Origin of the sequence: Paenibacillus monticola (genome assembly GCF_009664975.1) — a bacterium.
In the GTDB taxonomy this organism is placed as follows: domain Bacteria; phylum Bacillota; class Bacilli; order Paenibacillales; family Paenibacillaceae; genus Paenibacillus_AQ; species Paenibacillus_AQ monticola.
The window spans coordinates 549,808-569,204 of sequence record NZ_WJXB01000004.1; the positions used below are offsets into that span (position 1 = coordinate 549,808).

15 protein-coding genes are annotated in these 19,397 nt (G+C 45.4%); 6 read left to right on the top strand and 9 right to left on the bottom strand.

From position 1 onward, the window contains the following. Positions 1–3 precede the first annotated feature (3 nt). The 6 genes from GJB61_RS15080 (at position 4) to GJB61_RS15105 (ending at position 8,411) form a co-directional block, all read left to right on the top strand. The gene (locus GJB61_RS15080; RefSeq protein WP_154119308.1) at positions 4–1,173 is read left to right on the top strand and encodes an ABC transporter permease; all 1,170 of its coding nucleotides are present in this window, start codon (positions 4–6) and stop codon (positions 1,171–1,173) included. Continuing rightward, positions 1,166–2,326, top strand: coding sequence for an ABC transporter permease (locus GJB61_RS15085; RefSeq protein WP_154119309.1), 1,161 nt, complete (start codon positions 1,166–1,168; stop codon positions 2,324–2,326). Before GJB61_RS15080 ends, GJB61_RS15085 begins: the two co-directional genes overlap by 8 nt. Before the next feature lie 772 nt (positions 2,327–3,098). Next, positions 3,099–3,455 carry a hypothetical protein gene (locus tag GJB61_RS15090; protein ID WP_154119310.1) on the top strand — a complete coding sequence of 119 codons (357 nt, stop codon included), beginning with the start codon at positions 3,099–3,101 and terminating at the stop codon, positions 3,453–3,455. 29 nt (positions 3,456–3,484) lie between these two features. Beyond that, complete coding sequence (locus GJB61_RS15095; RefSeq protein ID WP_154119311.1) at positions 3,485–3,808, top strand: L-rhamnose mutarotase; 324 nt, start codon at positions 3,485–3,487, stop codon at positions 3,806–3,808. 160 nt (positions 3,809–3,968) lie between these two features. Further along, complete coding sequence (locus GJB61_RS15100) at positions 3,969–5,123, top strand: cation:proton antiporter (RefSeq protein WP_154119312.1); 1,155 nt, start codon at positions 3,969–3,971, stop codon at positions 5,121–5,123. Between the two features lie 279 nt (positions 5,124–5,402). Then, on the top strand, positions 5,403–8,411 hold the full coding sequence (locus GJB61_RS15105; RefSeq protein WP_154119313.1) for an efflux RND transporter permease subunit: 3,009 nt from the start codon (positions 5,403–5,405) through the stop codon (positions 8,409–8,411). Between the two features lie 94 nt (positions 8,412–8,505). On the opposite strand, the gene GJB61_RS15110 is transcribed toward GJB61_RS15105, so the two are convergent. The 9 genes from GJB61_RS15110 to GJB61_RS15150 all read right to left on the bottom strand — a co-directional run bounded on the left by GJB61_RS15110 (position 8,506) and on the right by GJB61_RS15150 (position 19,253). After that, positions 8,506–10,245 carry an ABC transporter substrate-binding protein gene (locus GJB61_RS15110; protein WP_154119314.1) on the bottom strand — a complete coding sequence of 580 codons (1,740 nt, stop codon included), beginning with the start codon at positions 10,243–10,245 and terminating at the stop codon, positions 8,506–8,508. 73 nt (positions 10,246–10,318) lie between these two features. Continuing rightward, entirely contained in the window at positions 10,319–11,221 is a 903-nt protein-coding gene (locus GJB61_RS15115; RefSeq protein WP_154119315.1) for a carbohydrate ABC transporter permease, read from the bottom strand. Between the two features lie 13 nt (positions 11,222–11,234). After that, positions 11,235–12,191, bottom strand: coding sequence for an ABC transporter permease (locus GJB61_RS15120; RefSeq protein ID WP_154119316.1), 957 nt, complete (start codon positions 12,189–12,191; stop codon positions 11,235–11,237). Between the two features lie 166 nt (positions 12,192–12,357). Beyond that, positions 12,358–13,908 carry a response regulator transcription factor gene (locus tag GJB61_RS15125; RefSeq protein WP_154119317.1) on the bottom strand — a complete coding sequence of 517 codons (1,551 nt, stop codon included), beginning with the start codon at positions 13,906–13,908 and terminating at the stop codon, positions 12,358–12,360. Then, positions 13,901–15,691 (bottom strand): sensor histidine kinase, encoded by a 1,791-nt coding sequence (locus GJB61_RS15130; RefSeq protein ID WP_338115837.1) that lies wholly within the window; start codon positions 15,689–15,691, stop codon positions 13,901–13,903. Before GJB61_RS15130 ends, GJB61_RS15125 begins: the two co-directional genes overlap by 8 nt. 270 nt (positions 15,692–15,961) lie before the next feature. Further along, on the bottom strand, positions 15,962–16,303 hold the full coding sequence (locus GJB61_RS15135; protein ID WP_154119318.1) for a hypothetical protein: 342 nt from the start codon (positions 16,301–16,303) through the stop codon (positions 15,962–15,964). Between the two features lie 299 nt (positions 16,304–16,602). Then, positions 16,603–17,400 carry an ABC transporter permease gene (locus GJB61_RS15140; protein WP_154119319.1) on the bottom strand — a complete coding sequence of 266 codons (798 nt, stop codon included), beginning with the start codon at positions 17,398–17,400 and terminating at the stop codon, positions 16,603–16,605. Between the two features lie 18 nt (positions 17,401–17,418). Next, complete coding sequence (locus tag GJB61_RS15145; protein ID WP_154119320.1) at positions 17,419–18,219, bottom strand: ABC transporter permease; 801 nt, start codon at positions 18,217–18,219, stop codon at positions 17,419–17,421. A gap of 5 nt (positions 18,220–18,224) precedes the next feature. Beyond that, positions 18,225–19,253: an ABC transporter ATP-binding protein gene (locus GJB61_RS15150; RefSeq protein WP_338115838.1), complete on the bottom strand. Its 1,029-nt coding sequence runs from the start codon at positions 19,251–19,253 to the stop codon at positions 18,225–18,227. Positions 19,254–19,397 lie beyond the last annotated feature (144 nt).

Consider the following 19,397-nt stretch of genomic DNA (forward strand, 5'->3'; position numbering starts at 1 on the left):
CTGATGAATACATGGACAATTATGAGCTATGAGCTGCGCAGGCTGCTTCGGTCACGCTCGATGCTGCTGAATATGTTTCTCCTGCCGTTGGTATTAATCTTTCTGCTCGGCTCCTCGCTTTCTGGTGTCATGGGAAACGGTAAGGATTCTACTATTGAGCCAGTAAACGTAGGCATTATCAGCCAATCTGGAGAGGGACTCGCCAGCTCAGCAATGGTAGCAAGCTTTCTGAAGACACCGGAGATTTCGAAGATTATCGTTCCGCTGGAGGTAGAGAGCCGAAAGACTGTGGAAAGCGGGCTGCGCAGTGGGAAATATGGCTATGCCGTTGTCATTCCTGCTAACTTCGACAGCGAAGTGCAGAGCGGTGGGGCAGCAAAGCTTGAATATATTTTGGGCAAAGATCGTACGGACAATATGGTTGTAGGGACCGTATTTGATAATTTTTTGAGCAGTATCAATGCTAAACAGGCTGTGGCGCTGACGCTAGGACCGGAAGCTTTAACGGCTGAGGCAACAACTTCTGGAGATCACGCGCTGGTTACACTGGGTAAGCTTAGTGAAGGAGGGATGACGTATACGGCTTCGCAATTCTATGCGGTCTCGATGATGCTGATGTTTTTGCTGTATAGCGGGCTTACCGTAACTACGTCTCTTTTTAATGAAAAAGAGAACCACACCCTCTTCCGAATCAACTCGATGCCGGTTACAGGATCACAGCTGTTCATAGGTAAAATGCTGGGGGTAGGCATCGTTTCTATTTTCCAATGTATTGCTATTCTTCTCTTGTCACACTGGTTCTTCGGCGTGGATTGGGGCAATCGTCCAGGTCTGCTGCTGCTGTTCTGTCTGTTAATGATCATAGCATCCATGACGTTATCCATTATTATTTCTTTGTTTAGTAAGAATTTGGCCGGTGCAAGAAGCCTAATCACAGTAATCACAGTAATCATGACCTTTATTAGTGGGGGGATGGCCCCACTTCCAGAATCGTGGGTGAACTCTGTCGGCGTCTATACGCTGAACCATTGGGCAATGCAGGCTATTCTAAGGATGATGCTCCATTCTGGACTGTCGCAGATCCTGCCAAATTTAGCGGTTCTGTCGTTGATCTGTCTTGTACTGTTCAGTGCGGCGGTTATCTCATACCGGAGGGTGGGTTATCATGAATAATATCATTACGATCAGCTTAAATATGGTTAAGCGAATTATTGGTTCCCGGAGGGGGATTCTTACTTTTATTATTCTGCCCAGTGTTGTATTGGCTGGGGTTGTATCGATTTCCGGAGGTATGGGCGAGAACCCCGCGATTGTGTTATATACGAATATGGACAACGGTGCTGGTGGTAAACACCTTCTTGCCGAATTGGAGAGTACCGGTGATTATAAGCTTCTGCAGAAGTCGGATGAAGCGGTTCTGAAGGAGAGTATCATTGGGCAGACGGGGGAGGCCGGGGTCATGATTCCGGCTGGATACACCTCGGAGTTGTTGGCCGGAAAACAGCCGCAAATTAGCATATATGAACTCAAAACGAGCGAAACTTCGATCATGGTCAAAATGAAAACAAATGCGATTGCTGATGAGATGCTGAGTACCGCCACACTTATTCGGTCTGCTGATGGAGGTTCCATCGACCCTGAGGCACAGTTCGCTGCTATTCTGGCAAAAACGGAGCAGCATAGTGTAGGCAGCATCCGAACGGATTATAATTTGTATCCCCGAGAGGGTTTGGGGGTAGTAGTCGGCTTAACGTTAATGTTTCTGATGGGGTTGGTGACCAGCTCTGTATCAATTATTATGGATGACCGCAGAGGGCGCACCATGATGCGGATGTTCAGTGCTCCTGTACGCTCTTACGAAATTGCTTTAGGTAATTTTCTGGGGAGCTTTATGGTAGGACTAATTCAGATTATTGTAGTCCTTACCTTAGGCCGTTGGGTGCTGCACTATGATTATGAAATACCGCTTTATCTTTATTTCTTGGTGCTTGCGGCATTCATGCTGGTATCCATGGGCATTGCCAGCACAGTAGCTGGGTTGGTCCGTAATCCGAATAATGCCGGCATGCTGAATATGTTGATCTTAACTCCGACCTGTATGCTGGGCGGCTGCTTCTGGCCGCTAGCCATTATGCCGGACTACATGCAGAAAGCTGCCAACTTTGTTCCGCAAAAATGGGCGATTCAGGCCGTTGATATCGCCGCAACCGGCGGAGGTTGGAATGAGCTATGGCTGCCCTTCGCCATTCTGGGTTTGATGGCCGCAGTACTGCTGGCAATAGGCTCTGCTATTCTTCGCCCTAGTGAGGCGGGAATAAGCGCTTAAGATACTGCGCTTCCCGATGAACTGGATTTTCGACTGCCCCTTCTCGGTCATCCCCTTGACCTAGAGGGGCAGTTTTTATTTAAAGATAAGACACCCATGCCGCTGCGCGGAGGTTGCTGCCCTTAACCAATAGCTTTCCAGTGAAAATATTGTATAAAATACAACAATATTTGTTATATCTACTCCGCAAGTAGTGAATGTTGTATGAAATACAACTTTCACTAGCTGTGGAGTCTGTTTTGAATTAAATTGTTGTATTACATACAACAATTTAACAATAAGGGTATATTTTTGAGAGGAATGTTGCAAAGAATACAACATTTAGCCGAAATCCGCTGCTCCAGTCTATCTCTCTCGACTCCTTTACTTTCCTGCTCAGAAAGTATGGATGTAGGCAAGTACCTGAAGCAGAGCTTCAGGTACTTCTTGAAATATAAGAATTTATATGTTTCACGCAATAATTTATCCTTCTATTTCTCGAAGAAACGGGTGCCGTCCATATAAAGGACGGAAAAACCGTTTATTCTTACTGGTTAGGGTTTGATGACACTACGTGATCCACTAGTAGGCAGAAAATTGGGCATTTTCAGGTTCAAGCTGAAATGATATGATCACAGTAATTGAGTTTAGTGGAAGCGATATCATTATAGGTGATAAAAGTTTGTTCAGCTGTATTGTTAGTTCGGTGTAACCTTATTGGTCTGGTTGCACTTTTAGAGTCAATAGAGCTTGGCTCTTAATATCAGCTAGACAAGACGAGGAGGAAATAATAATGTCTTTTGTAATTGATTATAATGTACGAAAGAATCGAATTGAGGTAATTACTAACGGAATTACCGAAGAGAATGCACATGACTATAATGAACAATTTGCAGAAATTATTGAAATAGTAAAACCAGGCTTTACTGGTATTACTGATGTACGTACATCCAAATCTGTATTATCTCCTGAGGTTGCTGCTTTGTTGGCACCCACTGGGGAGATGGCTACTGTAGCGGGTGTAGCGGGTTGGGTATACATTGCTGATGCTCCTATTTGGATCATACAGATGAATAGGCTTTTTGGTAAATTTGCGGTACACTATAAAACTCGTGAAGAGGCAATTGCCTATCTAGATAGTCTTGTGTAAATACGATTTGTAATTAGGAGGATGAGAAGATGAGCAGCAACAAACTGGCTTGGACATGGAAGGTAAAGGAAGAATGTCTGGAAGAGTACGTGGCGATGCATTTAAACCCATGGACAGAAATATTGGAGGAACACAGTAAAGCTGGGATTACGAATTATTCAATTTTCCAGAATGGCAATCAATTTTTTTACTGCTTTGAATGTGAGGATACGGAAGCGGCTTTTGCTTACATAGCTCAGAGTGAGGCCTGCAATAGATGGAATGATATTACCTCGAAGATGGTAGAGGGGTCCTTTGATTTCAATGAGGAGACGCCTATGGTTCCGCTTCGCGAGGTGTTTTATCTGAAATAAAGGCATAATTCGTAGCCTTCAGTTTACAATAATTCTAAATAAGGTTATAATTAAATTACATTGTTTAACTGAATATTTATTTGTTTTTTGGAGGAGCCTGTCAACAAGGGCTCCTCTTTGTGTTTTTTAGGGAGAAGGGGAGAAAAAGGAGTGGATGACCATGGAATTTATTTTTTATCTTGTGCTAATCTTATTGTTTACCAAGCTGGCCGGGGATTTATCTGTGCGGCTGGGACAACCGGCTGTGCTGGGCAAGCTGATTGTAGGCATCGTGCTGGGTCCTGCCGTGCTGGGCTGGATTCAAGAGGGTGAGTTTATTCATTACATGTCGGAGATTGGAGTACTCCTGCTGATGTTCATTGCCGGTCTGGAGACCGATCTGGATCAGCTTCGCAAGAACTGGAAATCGGCCTTCGCAGTAGCGGTTGGCGGTATCGTGTTACCCTTTTTTGGGGGCCTAGCCATTGGGGAGTTGTTTGGCTTTGCCTACTATAACGCTTTATTTATGGGTGTCCTGCTGAGTGCGACCTCTGTCAGTATATCTGTGCAGGTGCTGAAGGATATGAACAAGTTGAATTCTCGTGAAGGCTCTACCATTCTGGGAGCCGCCGTGGTGGACGATATATTAGTAGTCATTTTGCTGGCTGTGCTAATGAGCTTTTTCGGGACAGGAGCAGAAATATCCCTAGGCCTTCTTATTGGCAAAAAAGTGTTGTTCTTTGTAGTCGCCATTGTCGCCGGCTGGTTCCTTGTGCCACTGGTGATGAAAGTACTGGCTCCACTGAAGGTAACAGAAGCGACAATTACGGCGGCGCTGGTAGTTTGTTTTTCTTTTGCCTACTTTGCCGAACTAATGGGTATGGCCGGGATTATTGGTGCTTTTGCCGCCGGGATTGCCATCTCACAAACGCCCTTTAAGCATACCGTAGAAGAGAAGCTGGAGCCGATTGCGTATTCGATTTTTGTACCGATCTTTTTTGTGAGTATTGGACTCAGCGTATCCTTTACTGGTGTAGGAAGTCAGATCGGGTTCGTTATCGCTCTTACACTCCTTGCAGTAGTAACCAAGATGCTAGGTGGCGGGCTGGGTGCGCGGCTTACCGGTTTTAATAACCGCTCCTCGGCAATTATTGGCTCAGGGATGATCTCGCGAGGGGAAGTGGCCTTAATCATCGCTGCAACAGGCCTGCAAAGCGGACTGTTGCTTCCGGAATATTTCACCTCTGCAATTATTGTAGTTATTGTAACTACACTTGTAACACCGCCACTGCTGAAGTATCTGTTCCGTGAACCTGCCCGGCGAGGTGCAGAATGAGTCGCTGAGAGGCATGGTATTGCTTATCCGATCTTAACTCGAGAATAAATATATGTACGCTACTTAGTAGCTGTCCCTCTGTAGGGGCAGCTTTTTGTGCTTTCTGACCTCAGAGGGGGGAGAATCCCCGCCTTAAGGCTGAGAGCGAAACCCGCCGCCGGACCGTTTTGACACTTGCCAAAAGACCGTAAACTTAAATCAAGGGATGGCGAATTATACATAAGTTAGCAGTCATACAATAGAAACCACAAATTAGAGCGTGGAAGGGGTAAGAAAAGAATGAATTGGTTAACCAAATGGTCGTTTGGAAACAAAGGTGCGGTGGGGTTATTGGTCGTGATGGCGTTAATAGTAGGGGGATTGAGTTATACCTCGCTGCCGATGGAATTTATGCCGGAGGCGGATAATCCTCAGGTTACCGTAACTGTACTGGGGCCCGGACAGGATGCCCAATCGATGGAGAAGAACGTCACTAAACCGATTGAGGCTGCAACCGCATTGGTCAAGGGCAAGACAGAGCAGCAGTCGACTTCCGGAGATGGATATGCGAAGGTAGATATTTATTTTGAAGGCACAACCAATATGAAGGATGCCGCGCAGGAAGTTCAACAGGCGGTTGATTCCTTACAATTCCCTGAGGGTGTTATGGACCCCTTCGTTCTGCAATTGAATACTTCGATGATTCCGATATCCCAAGTAACTCTTTCATTTGATGAAGGATTAACTAAAGATAACGTAGAGCTTGCGGAGAACAAGATTATTCCTGAGTTTCAGAAGCTTGACGGAGTATCGAATGTGGCTTTATACGGAAAAGTGGACCCGCAAGTCAAGGTTAAGCTTGATCCGAAATTAATGGCTGACAAGGGTGTATCCTCAACGCAGGTAATGGGCTTACTCCAAGGGCGCAATGTATCGGCTTCGCTTGGAGAGCAGACGATCGGTGGGCAGACAGGTAACGTAAACGTGATTTCCACCATCGATAGTATCGATACCTTGAAAAAGCTTCCTGTAGCCCCTGGAGTTGCCTTGCAGGATATTGCTGCGGTGACCTTGAAGCAGGACCAGCAAAGCGTTAGCCGTTCGAACGGCAAAGATGTGCTGTTCGCAGTTATAACCAAAGAAGCTAATGCGAATGCGGTCGATGTCGGCGATAAAGTGCAGACTACTGTGGACAAAATTAATGACACAGAAAAAAATGCAGAGGTAGCCGTAGTGTTCAGTACCTCGGACATGGTTGTCACTTCGGTGAATAGTATGATGCGTGAAGTATTGCTGGGTGCTTTATTCGCAACGATCGTAATTCTATTATTCTTGCGCAACATACGGGCAACGCTCATTACAGCAATATCCATCCCGCTGTCCCTAGCTGTCACCTTGTACTTGCTGAATATCTCCGGCATAACCTTAAACATTATTACACTCGGGGGCGTAGCCGTTGCGGTTGGGCGTCTGGTTGATGACAGCATCGTGGTCATTGAGAATATTTACCGCAGATTGCAAAAGGAGCCCTTTTCCCGTGAAATGATTATTAGTGCCACTGGGGAAGTAGCCAGAGCCATTACTTCATCGACCATTGCAACGGTCGCCGTGTTCCTGCCCATGGGTCTTTTACGCGGCAGTTTACAGGACTTCCTGCTTCCGTTTGCGCTAACGGTTACCTATTCCTTGCTCACCTCGCTGGTGGTGGCGTTAACCGTGGTTCCTCTGTTAAGTGCAGTTCTGCTGCGAAAGTCTTCTATGAAAGAGCATGAACCATCCAAATGGTTTACCCGCTTCCTGAGTTGGAATCTTCAGCGCAAATGGGTAACGTTGTCTTTGGGGCTTATCCTGCTTATTGGTTCAATTGCTGCCTATGTATCGATGCCCAAGGCTGCGCTGGATGCTTCTGATGCCAGCTATGTCTCGATTCAGCTGAACTACCCCAATGATGTTCCCGTTACTGAGGTAATGGAGAAAGGGAAACAGCTGGAACAGGAGCTAATGCAGCAGCCACAGGCCGAAACCGTTCTGATGCAGTCCGGCAACAGTGCCGATTCGGCGAAGTGGGGAAGTGTTACCTCTGTGACGTTGGTTGACTTCACGGTTGTCATGAAAAAAGATGCAGATGCACAAGCCTTTATTGACTATGTCCGCGGTGCAGCGAAGTCTTATACTGGCGCTACCTTAACAGCTAACGAAGCCAGTATGATGGGCTCAGGCTCAACCAATGAATACATCGATATTGTCGGTGATGATCTGGCCGCTGTGACGTCGGTAGCCCAAGAGGTTGCGGCTAAAGTGAAGGCTGTGAAAGGCGTTCAAAAGGTCAGCAGCAATATGGAGGATACCAAGCCGGTATTTGCCTTCAATGTTGACCCTACACAGGCTAACGCGCAGGAAATCTCGATGCAGCTAGGTGGGATGTTAAGACCGATTCCGCTGGGACAGATGGAGCTGGACGGATCGCCAACCACAGTGATATTAGACCCGCTTGTGGAGCCGAAGACACAGCAGGATTTAGAAGGAATCACACTGATGACCGCCAGTGGCCCGCAGCCATTGTCTCAATTAGCTACCCTGAAGGTTAGCAATGAGCCAGCTATGTTGTACCATAAAGATGGTAAGCCTTATGTAAGAATTACTGCAGATGTTGATCCGAAGAAGGTTTCGGAGATCGGTGCTGATATTGCCAAGCAAACAGATAGCATGAAACTTCCTGAGGGTGTTACTTTATATGCAGGCGGAGCTTCTGTGGATCAATCAGGCGACTTCAATGACCTGGGAATGACAGCGCTGATCTCTATCGGCCTGGTCTATCTGATCATGGTGCTTACTTTCAAAACTCTGCGTGCACCACTGGCTATTATGTTCTCTCTGCCACTTGCAGCGATTGGGGCCATTGTTGGATTGATCGTCTCAGGTGTTACACCTGACTTTACCGCATTGTTCGGGGCACTGATGCTAATCGGGATCGTGGTCACGAATGCGATTGTGCTGATAGACCGGATCAAGCATAACGAGGAGCGTATGAGTGTTCGTGAAGCAATTCTTGAAGCGGCCGGAACGCGGATGCGTCCGATCCTGATGACGGCTATTGCCACGATATGCGCCATGCTCCCATTACTGTTCGGACATCCCGAGCAGGGCAGCATCGTTTCGCAAAGTCTGGCTATTGTAGTCATCGGCGGCTTAACCGCCGCAACGCTGTTGACACTGGTTGTCGTACCAGCTATATATGAACTGTTCTACTTCCGTAAATCGGCTAAAGAGCGCAAAGGAGTCGTTAAGGCAGAAGTTGAGGCGCTTTAACAGAGAGATAGACAGCAGTTGAATCAACAAAAGGAGTGCCTCCAGCCAATAGGGTTGAGGGCACTCTTTTTGTTGAGAATTTATAGAGGTTATTTTACTTAGCAGTCCATAACGTAACTCGATCCTGTACGTATTTAGTGTAACCCGCTTCCATTTTTTTCACGCCTGCTTTTTCCAGATCCGCCATGTACGAATCCCAAATCTTATCAAAGTCGGTCGGTTTGGCTAAGATGGCTTCCGGGATACGTTTCCAAGTAATATCTTTCATTTTGTTGCCCAAAATGGATACTTCATCTTCGCCTGGAATTGCGATGTTCCATGCCGCACCATAAGCTTTTTCTGTGAATTCTTCTTCTTTCGGGAATAGGTCCTTCCAAGTAGTTGCCTTGTAAGCGGCAAGAGTTTCTTTTTCAACATCACTATAGCCCAGTACCAGTTGCTCAGGGAAGTTCTTAGTATAGTAATTGTCTGTTGAATCTTTGGCCCCATCGCCATAATGCACCATCATATTCCAGTAGAAGCCGATTCCGGATTCCTTGGTGAAAGCGGTGTTGTCATTGTTGATGCGATCTTGAATGGCTGCAGGCACGGTGCGTTTGCCATTCTCCACCGTGTAATGCTTGCCTTCAATTCCCCAGTTGTTAAGAATTTGGCCCTCGTCAGAAGCGAGGTAGTCTAAGAATTTAATAGTGCGAACCGGATCAGGATTCGTACTGGAAATGGAGATTCCATAGCCGCCCATGAAGCCGGTTGGCCAGAAGCTTGTTTCTTTATATTCTGCTGACAGAGTTACAGGGAAGTGGCCGTAAGTCTGCTCGAATTTGCCTGCTGTCTTCAAAGCCTGCTGAGCATCATTGTAATCCCAGTCCTGATCAATCAGACCAAGCACCCGGCCTGTGGCTACTTTTGCTTTGTATTGATCGTATTTTTGCACAAAGCTTTCTCTATCGAGTAAGCCAATATCGTTCATATGATTGAGCCAACGGAAGTATTCTTTTTCTTCAGGACGGCGGAAATGGTATATGGCTTCATGCGTTTCCTGATTAACGAAATATTCACCATCATCAGATCCACCTGTAGTCGCAACCGCAGGGTTAGTAACGGAGATGTACATATGCCAATCATCCGCATTTAAGGATACCCCGATGTTCTTGTTTCCATTTTCATCGGTAGGATGTTTTTCCAGATAGGCTTTAATCACATTCTCATAATCTTGCACGGTACGAATCTCTGGATATCCAGCTTCTTTAAGCACCCGATGCTGTAGCTCGAAACCCCCGCCAGCAACGAACTTCTTCTCATTTACGGCAGCCCACGTAGGAATGGAGTAGATAGACTGGTCTTCATTGGTATATTTGGCCCGAGCCAGATTGTCTCCGAGCACCTTCTTGATGTTTGGGGCATATTTATCAATAAGCTCCGTCAGGTCGACAACCGCACCTGCATCGACAAGTTTCCCTATATCGCCTTTGGCGGAAATAATATCGGGATATTCGCCACCAGCGGCAATTAAGGCAATCTTCTGTTGTGGATCACCTACAGCGAATTCCGCATCCAATGTGACGCCTGTTTTCTCAGTAATGACTTTACTGATGTCATCCTTCATATTATTCCAATTGGGATTCGGATCTTCAGCGAAGAAGGAAAGTGTAAGTGGAGATAAATCCTCAGGCGCCGCTGTTGATTCTGCTTCTGCCGTTGGTTCATTGGTGCTTTTTCCGGCATTGCTTTCTTTATTCTCTGCGTTGTTACCACCACCGCAGCCAGACAATAAGCTGAGAAGTAGAACGAACAGAAGAAGTGCAATGTACGGTTTGGTTGTCTTAGTCTTCATGAATATAAACCCTCCCTTTATGGACTGAATTAATATTGTATAAACAGGCTAACCTGCAGATACCGCAAGTGAACTAACTCTTAACTGAACCCAGGGTCATACCCTTCACGAAATAGCGCTGCAGGAAAGGATAGACGATCAGGATCGGAACCGTAACGACGATTGTAATCGCCATTTTGACGGATTCAGGCGAGATTTGGGCCATGACCTGTGTCATATTCCGGCCGCGAAAACTGTCCGCGTTCGTTGTCGTACTCTGAATGACCTTCATTAATTCATATTGCAGGGTAGTTAGGGAATCCTTGGAGCCGTTATACAGATAAGTATCGAACCAGGCATTCCATTGCCCTACGGCTAGAAACAAAGCGATCGTAGCCAGAGCCGGTTTGGTCAGTGGGAGAATGATTCGCCAATAAATTGTAAAGTCGTTCGCTCCATCGAGCTTGGCGGATTCCTGAAGAGCGTAAGGCAGGCCGTCAATAAAGGAGCGGATGACGAATACATTGAAAGCGCTGACAAGACTCGGTAAGACATAAACTGCGAAGGTACCCATCATATCGAGATTTTTGATCAGAATATAAAAGGGGATCAGACCTCCTGAGACATACATCGTCAGCGCAAGAAAAGTGGATACGAATTTGCGGGCCTGGAAATCAACCCGGCTTAAGGTAAAAGCAAGCATGGAGGCACTAATTAAGCCGAGGATAGTGCCAATCACAGTGCGCAGAATTGAAATCTTCAGTCCGGTCATTAGCCCGGAGAAGGCAAAGATGGTCTCATAATTCTTCAAGGTGAAGACACGGGGGAAGATGGTGATTCCGCCCTTGATACTGTCTGTCGAGTCATTGAAGGAAATGGCCAGTACATTGAGAAAGGGATACAATGTGGCTATAGTGACTATAGTTATGGCAACATAGACAACGAGATCGAAGAGACGATCTTGCCAAGATGTGGCGGACAGTTTTTTGCTAAGCATAGAAGTACCTCCTTTAGATGATGCTTTCCTTCGTGATTTTCTTGAAGATCCCGTTAGCGAGAAGGAGCAAGAACACACTGACCACGGAATTGAAGATGTTGATGGCTGTACCGAACGAAAAGCGCCCCATGCCAAGCCCGTAGTTCAGAGCGTATAAATCAAGGGTTTGTGAATAGTCGCGGACCAGATTGTTGCCAAGCAGAAACTGCTTCTCAAATCCGATGCTGATCAAATGCCCGATAGAGATGATCAGAAGGATAATAATTGTGGTCCGTATACCCGGCAGTGTAATATTCCGCACCTGTTGCAGTCGGCTGGCACCATCTACTCTGGCCGCTTCATAAAGCTCTGGACCAATTCCGGAAATGGCGGCTAGATAGATGATCGTGTTCCAGCCAGTTTCCTTCCAGACATCAGAGACGGTCACAATTCCCCAGAAGAAATTTCCTTTGGCCATAAACTGGATCGGTTCACTGATCAGATGCAGGCTCATTAGCAGATCATTCACGGCGCCGTTGTCCGTAGACAACATCTTGGAAATAATTCCAGCCGCCACGACCCAGGAGACAAAGTGGGGCAAGTAGGACACAGTTTGCACAAAACGTTTGAGAGTCTGAAGTCTGAGTTCATTGAGAAGTACGGCGAAGATGATAGGTATGATAAAGCCGGCCAGCAAGCCCATGATGCTCATGGCTAATGTATTGCGCAGCGCATTATAGAACTGCTCGTCATGGAACAGTTCGCGGAAATATTGCAGGCCAACCCACTTCTGTTCGAAAAAAGATTTTCCCGGTTTGTACTTTTGAAAAGCCATGGTCCAGCCCCATAAAGGTAAATAACTGAACACAAAAGCCCAGGCTACAAAGGGCATAGCCATCATATAGAGGTATTTTTGTTGTGAAAAGATAGGCCAGAAACGTGCTGCCTTTGGCTTCGGCTCCAATTGTTTTTTTTCGGTAATCGCTTTCATTTATGTCCCTCCTCCTATATAAGCCAATCATAATTAGAAAAAGGATAAGGAAACACCCGAAGATTTTATCTAAAAAACAGGGAGAAATCAGCTCTTTTCGTAAGCGCTTACAGAAAATAGTGCAAAAAAAGACGCCCTAATGAAAAAGGCGTATGTTCGTAATCACTTATTTTTTTCGATACACAGAGGGGGAAATCCCTTCATACTTTTTAAACTTTTCGCGAAAATAGTCCACGTCGCTGAACCCTGCCTCCTTCGCAGCCTGATGAATCTTACAGCCTTCGCTCAAGCGCTCTTTGGCCTTCTCCATGCGTACTTTATCCAAGTAGGTGTTAAAAGAATAACCGGAAATGTTTTTGAACAGCTTCCCTAAATAAGCGCTGCTATAATTAAATACGTCTGCTAAGGCTTCCAATTTTAAATTTTCCGAATAATGGCGGTTAATAAAATCTAACATTCTCTTCATCAAGATGTCCATATCATCACGGTTAATTTCGCCTACATTATGATGGAGCAGTTGAATGATATAACGCTGTAATACGGGCAGTGAGATATGTTTATAGATCTGTTGTACCTGTTCCTCCAAGAGGTTGTTCCCTGATTCCAGCTGTCTGTATTGAATCGATAGTTTATTGAATAGGCAGGTGACGATTCTCACATATCTGGATTTGATAGCCATTTCGGATAATCCGGCGGCAATCATGATAGCTCCAGCCTCTCTAATCAAGGCAGCCAGCACCTCTGTATTGCCCACATCCATCGCAAAATATAGTCTGTCGGTTACCGCTTCCAGCTTCGTTTCCAGCTCCCTAGTGCTTACTGGCAGCAGCTCTTTCAGCTTTAAGGAGTCCGGTCCAATGATCCCAGATTCTTCGTAGAAAAAATGATCCATCATCCGAGCAAGCGCAGTATTGTAGGATTGGCGGAGGTGGTCAAAGCTGCCCACGGTATCCCCTGCGGTTATAATACATTCCAGTCCTTGACCTGTTACAGCTTCCTGTACATCCTGATACATCAATTTACGAACCAACTCCTTCTGGAAGGAGGGCTGAAACAATATGCCTAAATAAGAATCCATGGAAAAGATAATGCCGCGGTCATGATCTTCAAAGCTCTTCGCCAACCGTGCCTTAACAGCTGTAGACGGTCCACTATCCGCATAGTCCTGCAGCAAGAGCTTGATTAATACAATTTGGTAGGAATCCCAGGTCAAACCGGATTCAATGACGGATAATTCCAGAGAAGAGAGGGTCTGGCTATTATTTTCCAGCAGTGCAGATTGGACCAGCATCTCCCGGCTCCACTCTTTAACTGCATCATTTTTTCGGTGTGCCGCGCTTCTCTGCATAAGCTCTCCGGCGAGCTTAACTAAATATAGTTGCAGCTCATCCTCATCGACAGGCTTTAGTAAATAACAGTCGATACCGAAGGTCAACGCACGTTTGGCATAGCTGAAATCAGCAAATCCACTAAGAATGATGATGTGGAGCTCCGCATCGCCAGCGCGTAGCTCTTCTATTAACTCTAAACCATCCTTACCGGGCATGCGGATATCGATAATCATTAAATCAGGGGAGTAGAGATCGTATTTCTGCTTAGCCTCAATGGCGTTTGCTGCTGTATCAACAACCCTGAAGCCGAGTGCAGCCCAATCCAATAAGCTGCGGAGTCCTTCGCGGATGGATAGTTCATCATCGACAATTAATACGCTATACAAATGAATCACTCCTCAGGGGAAGCGCAAAGCTAATTTGCGTTCCGAATCCGATTTGACTGGCAATGCTCAGACCATAGTCGGGGCCATAAGTTAATTGGAGCCGCAGATGAACATTGCGAAGTCCGATATTATTCGTCTCAAAGTCATCCTTGCTCTCCAGCAACTGCTGGATTTCAGACATGCGCGGCTCAGAGATGCCTGCTCCATTGTCGGAAACCTGCACCCTAACCTGCTGTCCCTCTACCCGCACATCCACCCGGACGATTCCGCCTGTGATCTGGCGCTCCAAGCCATGAATGACAGAGTTCTCAACCAGCGGCTGAATGATCAGTGGAGGAATCGGTATATGTGCAGCTCTTGGATCTACATGCAGCTCATAAGTAAGCCTGTCATCATACCGGAATTTCTGAATGACCAAATAACAATTTACCGTCTCCATTTCGCGTTGCAACTCGATTTTACCATTCCCGACTTCCAGATTATTGCGCATCATTTTACCTAGCAGACGGACGACCTGGGCGATATCTCCATGTCCCCGCAAATGGATTTTCATTCGTATGGACTCCAGGGCGTTGAATAGAAAATGAGGATTAATCTGGCTGGCCATCATTTTAAATTTGATTTCATTCTGTCGCAGTTCAATCTCGCTCTTCTGACGGTTGGATTCTTGTACCTCCACCACCAATTCATTGATATTACGGACCATATGATTAAATTGCCGGGCTAACTGGCCGATTTCGTCTTTGCCGTCAATGACAAGGGTAACCCCGAGGTTCCCGGAGGCAACCTTCGAGATATGTTTGCTTAAGTGAAGCATTCGCCTAGCCAGCAATCGCGAGAAGTAGTAAATGAGCACAATGGCCATGACCAAAGCGGCTGATATGACCGAAAATGCCAAGAGAATAATATGATTAGCTTCACTTACAATATTTTCGACGGAAAAAATGGAGATGATCCGTAAGGAGTTCAGGCTTGCTCCGGGATGCCAGTCATCAATCAGCATCTTCGAATGTTTACCTTCTATAGTGACGTCATAGGGTCCTTGCCCGGCAAGATGACTTACAGACTTTAAGTTAATATCGAGCAGGGTTTTGCCTAGCATATCCGAGCGGTTAGAAGCAACGATATTATCATGCTCATCAACAATTATCGTTTCAAAAGCTTCCTGATTCAGGATTGAATTCAGCATATCCGTATTCACATTAATAATCAGAACACCCTGTGTCCGCTGCTCCAGAAAATCAATCTTTCGGATTAAACTCAGATAATATTTATTGTTTCGGCTATCCCGAATATAATTCCAAGAGATCAACCCTCTCTGAGCGAGTGCCGTCGTATACCAGTCTTGTTGAGTCACGGCTTCATCCGGTTGCAGGAACTCCCAATTATTAATAATTGTCGGATTGTCTACATAGAGGCGGACACTGGATACTTCCTTATATAGCCTGACAAATTCACGGAAGTCAGGGTAATTCCAGTAGGCTTGAACCACATCATAGACTGTCTCATAACGGTGATTTGCCGCTTCCTCCAGCCGATTGTCATTAGAAAGGCGGTAGGAAATATCGTAGGGTACATTGAGCATATCGCCAGTTCTTTTCTTAACACGTTCAACATTTGCTGTGATTTGCTCCAGGGCATTATTCAGGGCCATATTTCGCAGCTCGCGGGTCAAGAACACGCCAACAATCAATACGGGAATAAGGACGACACATCCAAATGACAAAAAAAGTTTTGTCCTGAGCTTCAGATCATTCATAAAACGGATGATATTGGTATACACAGCAGGACCATCCTTTGGCTTGATGGAATGGGTAATCTATTTGTTAGGCTGATCAGACAATAATAAATCTAACTAATTAATCAGAAACGCCTCCATTCTCTAAAATGAAGATAACGCTTACAATGTATTATATCCTTAAACTCTTAATCTTGAAATATAGTCGAATATACATTCATTGTATTATTTTATCTATTTTGTATTGGACGAGAGTGCTTTATAGATGATAGAGAGGATCTGAATTGCAGCCCCAGTATCAACTCATTCCTTGCTTTAATTCCTTGAATAACCAATGACCAGAGCTCTAATACAGAAGCCGATAAGGCAAGGCAATACCAGTTGTACACTAATTCTCCAATTCACCGCATATAAATCGATTACACTTATTTTTAACAGAATGATATATAGGATGTTGTAGAGGTTGAAGAAGATGTGGATCGTAAGCATGGGAATCAATTCGGATGGCGGGTGCCCTTTGAGAAATCTATAGCCGATCAGAAACAAGAGGGGGAAGCAGACCATCACCAAGAAGGCATAGTTTCCACCTAGTAATATATAAGAAAGAGCAGCAGTAATTATACTTAAAGCTACGAGTAAATAGCCGGCACGAAGCATTTTGCACCACCTTCTTTAAGATCTAATATAAACCTTCACGGAAGGTGAGGACATGAGCTAGTGATATAGATGCAAAAAGGACATTGGCCGACCTAGGTGGACACAGCAGACGCTATTCACTCCAAATACTCCCTATTTCTATTTTGGCGGACAGAGAATCCGCTATGGAGCTAAATTTGGCTCAAGAAGGCGCTGTATCCACGAAATAACGGAATCTCAGTCCGCAAGAGTACTGAAATAGAAGTATTTATGGAAATAGTGGATTCTCTGTCCGCCTATGAACTTACATGTCCTATACCCTAATTCCCCGTACTCTCATAACGCGTAAGTCCGAACCGGAAAATGCAATAGGCTGCGGCTGCACTCCCAAATGCAACGACAGGGGCTAGCATCCACCAGCCGGACCATCCGCTTTTCTCAAAAATATAAGTCGCAGGATAAAAGCTGATGAAGGCATAAGGAAGCACCGTGGAAATAAGGATGCGTACTCCCTGATTGAACAGGGTAACCGGATATTTAGCCAGATCAGCCATACTATGAACCATTAATGGGAAGGCGTTGCCGGCATTACGAATCCAGAAGGCCGCCGAGTTGCCGACCAAATTGATGGATACCCGGATAATCACGGCGGACACCAGAAGCAATAAAGTAATAGCAATTTTGGCAATAGACCAATGAATATGACTATGAATCAGAGATTGCCAGATAATCACTCCACCAATAAGCAGATTGCCCAATCCATTAACGCCAATCCCCGTACAGAATACTTGGAGAACGATGGGTACAGGTCGAAGCAGATACCGATCCAGCTCTCCGCGGTTCACCAAACCACTTAATCTCCAGGTTCCCTCGAAAAACAACGAGCCAATTCCCTCCGTAAGAAAGATCATCGCGTACATAAACGAGACTTCCCAGAACTTCCAGCCGTTGATATCGGGTATTTGATTATAGATAACGTTTAGAAAAATAAATCCGAGCACCTGAGTTAATGCGGCAGAACACAATAATATGTAGAAATCCTTGTTATATTCCATAATCGCTTTTAGCTGTTGGGCATACATTCTCTTATAGAGATAAATGATTCGCGAAAGCTGCATTGTATATTTCCTCCCCCTCTAACCCCCATGAATGGTCACTTGCCGAACCGCCCAGTTCCACATGCATTTCCCAGCGATCCACAAGGCAATCCCCCAGAAGCATTGGACACCAATCAACGATAAACTCTCCCAGGCAGTAGCTTGCTCCAGAAAAATGACTGTAGGGGTGTGAATGATACTCTGAAATGGCAGCAGTAACGCCACCCGCTCCAACCAGTCCGGAAAAAAAGCCAACGGAACCAACGCCCCAGATAAGAGATTTGTGACGGCAATGCGTGCCCAGACAATGCCCATAGAACCTGTGGACCAGAAGCATAATAAAGCGGCTAGATAAACAACGCCAAACTTCACGAGCATGGCCCCCAGTAGACTAAGCGCAAATAAAACATAGACCAAAGGCGAATGCGGAAAGTTCACGCCTGAAGTGAATAGGATAAATATACCGATAAGGACTGTGCTCATGCCCCCTTCAAGCAGGCTTGTGCCCAACGTTTCAGCGAAACGGGCACTTTGGAAATCTATAGGTTTTAGTAAATCGGCAGCGACACTTCCATCCAGAATCTTCCCAGAAATAGCGGTTTCGGAATACCAGGATAGAACAGAATTCGCGAGGAAGGTAATGAGCAAATAGGTCCTCATCTGATCCCACGTATAACCACCGACTGAGGCACGGCCATTAAAGATCCCTTGCCATAAGAAATAGATTGCCAGCAGGTTGACGAAATTAGATAAAAAGGTAATGACATAAGAAGTTCGGTAAGCCAGCACATTCTGCAACGAACGATTTGTAATACTGCTGTATTTCTTGACTACGGACATGGAGATTAGGCTCCTTCCTGTGGTCTGCTGTGCTTCAGATCCAAATTTCCGTCATAAACGGTTTTGATCACTTGCTCAATGTTGGCATCTTCCATTCTGAAGTCGACTACCTCACCATGTTTCATGACTCGGCCTACTATTTCACTGGCGGTATATTCAAACCGGTCAAAGGATAGCGAGAATTCCAGCTCCCCTTGAATATCCAGCTTAATATCTGGTGCTTGTGCTAATTGGTTAAGCAGGGCGGGCAGTGGTGAGGCAACCTGGAAGAAAACGACGCGTTCTCTGGCGAAATTAGACTTCACATCTTTCAAACTGCCATCATAGATGATCGCTCCGTGATCGATAATTATAAGCCGTTTGCATAAATCCTCTATGTCACCCAGATCATGGGTAGTCAACATAACGGTGGTCTGCTGCTCTTGATTAATCTTTTTAATGAACTCGCGTATTTTCTGTTTGACAGATACATCTAGTCCGATAGTAGGTTCATCCAGATAGAGAATCGGTGGATTATGTAATAAGGAGGCAGCGAGATCTGCGCGCATCCGTTGCCCTAAGGAGAGTTTTCTTGCCGATAAGTGAATAAATTCACTCATACCCAGCAGCTCAATAAACTGATTCATATTCGTCTTATAGACAGCCTCAGGAATTTGATAAATATCTTTAAGCAATGAAAAGGATTCTAGTATCGGAATGTCCCACCATAATTGTGTGCGTTGTCCGAAGACAGCCCCGATTTGCGCGGCATTCTCCATTCTTTTTTTATAAGGATTGATACCGTTTACAGAAATGGTGCCTGATGATGGTGTCAGTATTCCGGTTAGCATTTTGATCGTGGTTGATTTGCCTGCACCATTAGGTCCTAAGTAAGCGACCGTTTCTCCTGCTTCAACAGTGAGGTCAAGCGGTTGGACCGCAATCTTCTCAATGTATCGGGGTGCAAATAGATGCTTGGCCGCACCCTTTAATCCAGGTTCTTTCACCGCTTGCCTAAAGGATTTCGTTAGCTGTCTGGCTTCAATAATACGCACAAGAGACTCCTCCTATATGATATTAATCCCAAAAAATGATCATTAAGTAAATATAGCACAGGGAAATTGTCGGAAACTAGCACTTTTTATCCACTGCATAAACATATTTACTTGAACATGATAAGTCTAAATACACAAAAGCGG

Excerpts from the sequence above, each read along its gene's own strand:
- GJB61_RS15080 (WP_154119308.1), top strand. The coding sequence starts at position 4 with ATGAATACATGGACAATTATGAGCTATGAGCTGCGCAGGCTGCTTCGG.
- GJB61_RS15085 (WP_154119309.1), top strand. The coding sequence starts at position 1,166 with ATGAATAATATCATTACGATCAGCTTAAATATGGTTAAGCGAATTATT.
- GJB61_RS15090 (WP_154119310.1), top strand. The coding sequence starts at position 3,099 with ATGTCTTTTGTAATTGATTATAATGTACGAAAGAATCGAATTGAGGTA.
- GJB61_RS15095 (WP_154119311.1), top strand. The coding sequence starts at position 3,485 with ATGAGCAGCAACAAACTGGCTTGGACATGGAAGGTAAAGGAAGAATGT.
- GJB61_RS15100 (WP_154119312.1), top strand. The coding sequence starts at position 3,969 with ATGGAATTTATTTTTTATCTTGTGCTAATCTTATTGTTTACCAAGCTG.
- GJB61_RS15105 (WP_154119313.1), top strand. The coding sequence starts at position 5,403 with ATGAATTGGTTAACCAAATGGTCGTTTGGAAACAAAGGTGCGGTGGGG.
- GJB61_RS15110 (WP_154119314.1), bottom strand. The coding sequence starts at position 10,245 with ATGAAGACTAAGACAACCAAACCGTACATTGCACTTCTTCTGTTCGTT.
- GJB61_RS15115 (WP_154119315.1), bottom strand. The coding sequence starts at position 11,221 with ATGCTTAGCAAAAAACTGTCCGCCACATCTTGGCAAGATCGTCTCTTC.
- GJB61_RS15120 (WP_154119316.1), bottom strand. The coding sequence starts at position 12,191 with ATGAAAGCGATTACCGAAAAAAAACAATTGGAGCCGAAGCCAAAGGCA.
- GJB61_RS15135 (WP_154119318.1), bottom strand. The coding sequence starts at position 16,303 with ATGCTTCGTGCCGGCTATTTACTCGTAGCTTTAAGTATAATTACTGCT.
- GJB61_RS15140 (WP_154119319.1), bottom strand. The coding sequence starts at position 17,400 with ATGCAGCTTTCGCGAATCATTTATCTCTATAAGAGAATGTATGCCCAA.
- GJB61_RS15145 (WP_154119320.1), bottom strand. The coding sequence starts at position 18,219 with ATGTCCGTAGTCAAGAAATACAGCAGTATTACAAATCGTTCGTTGCAG.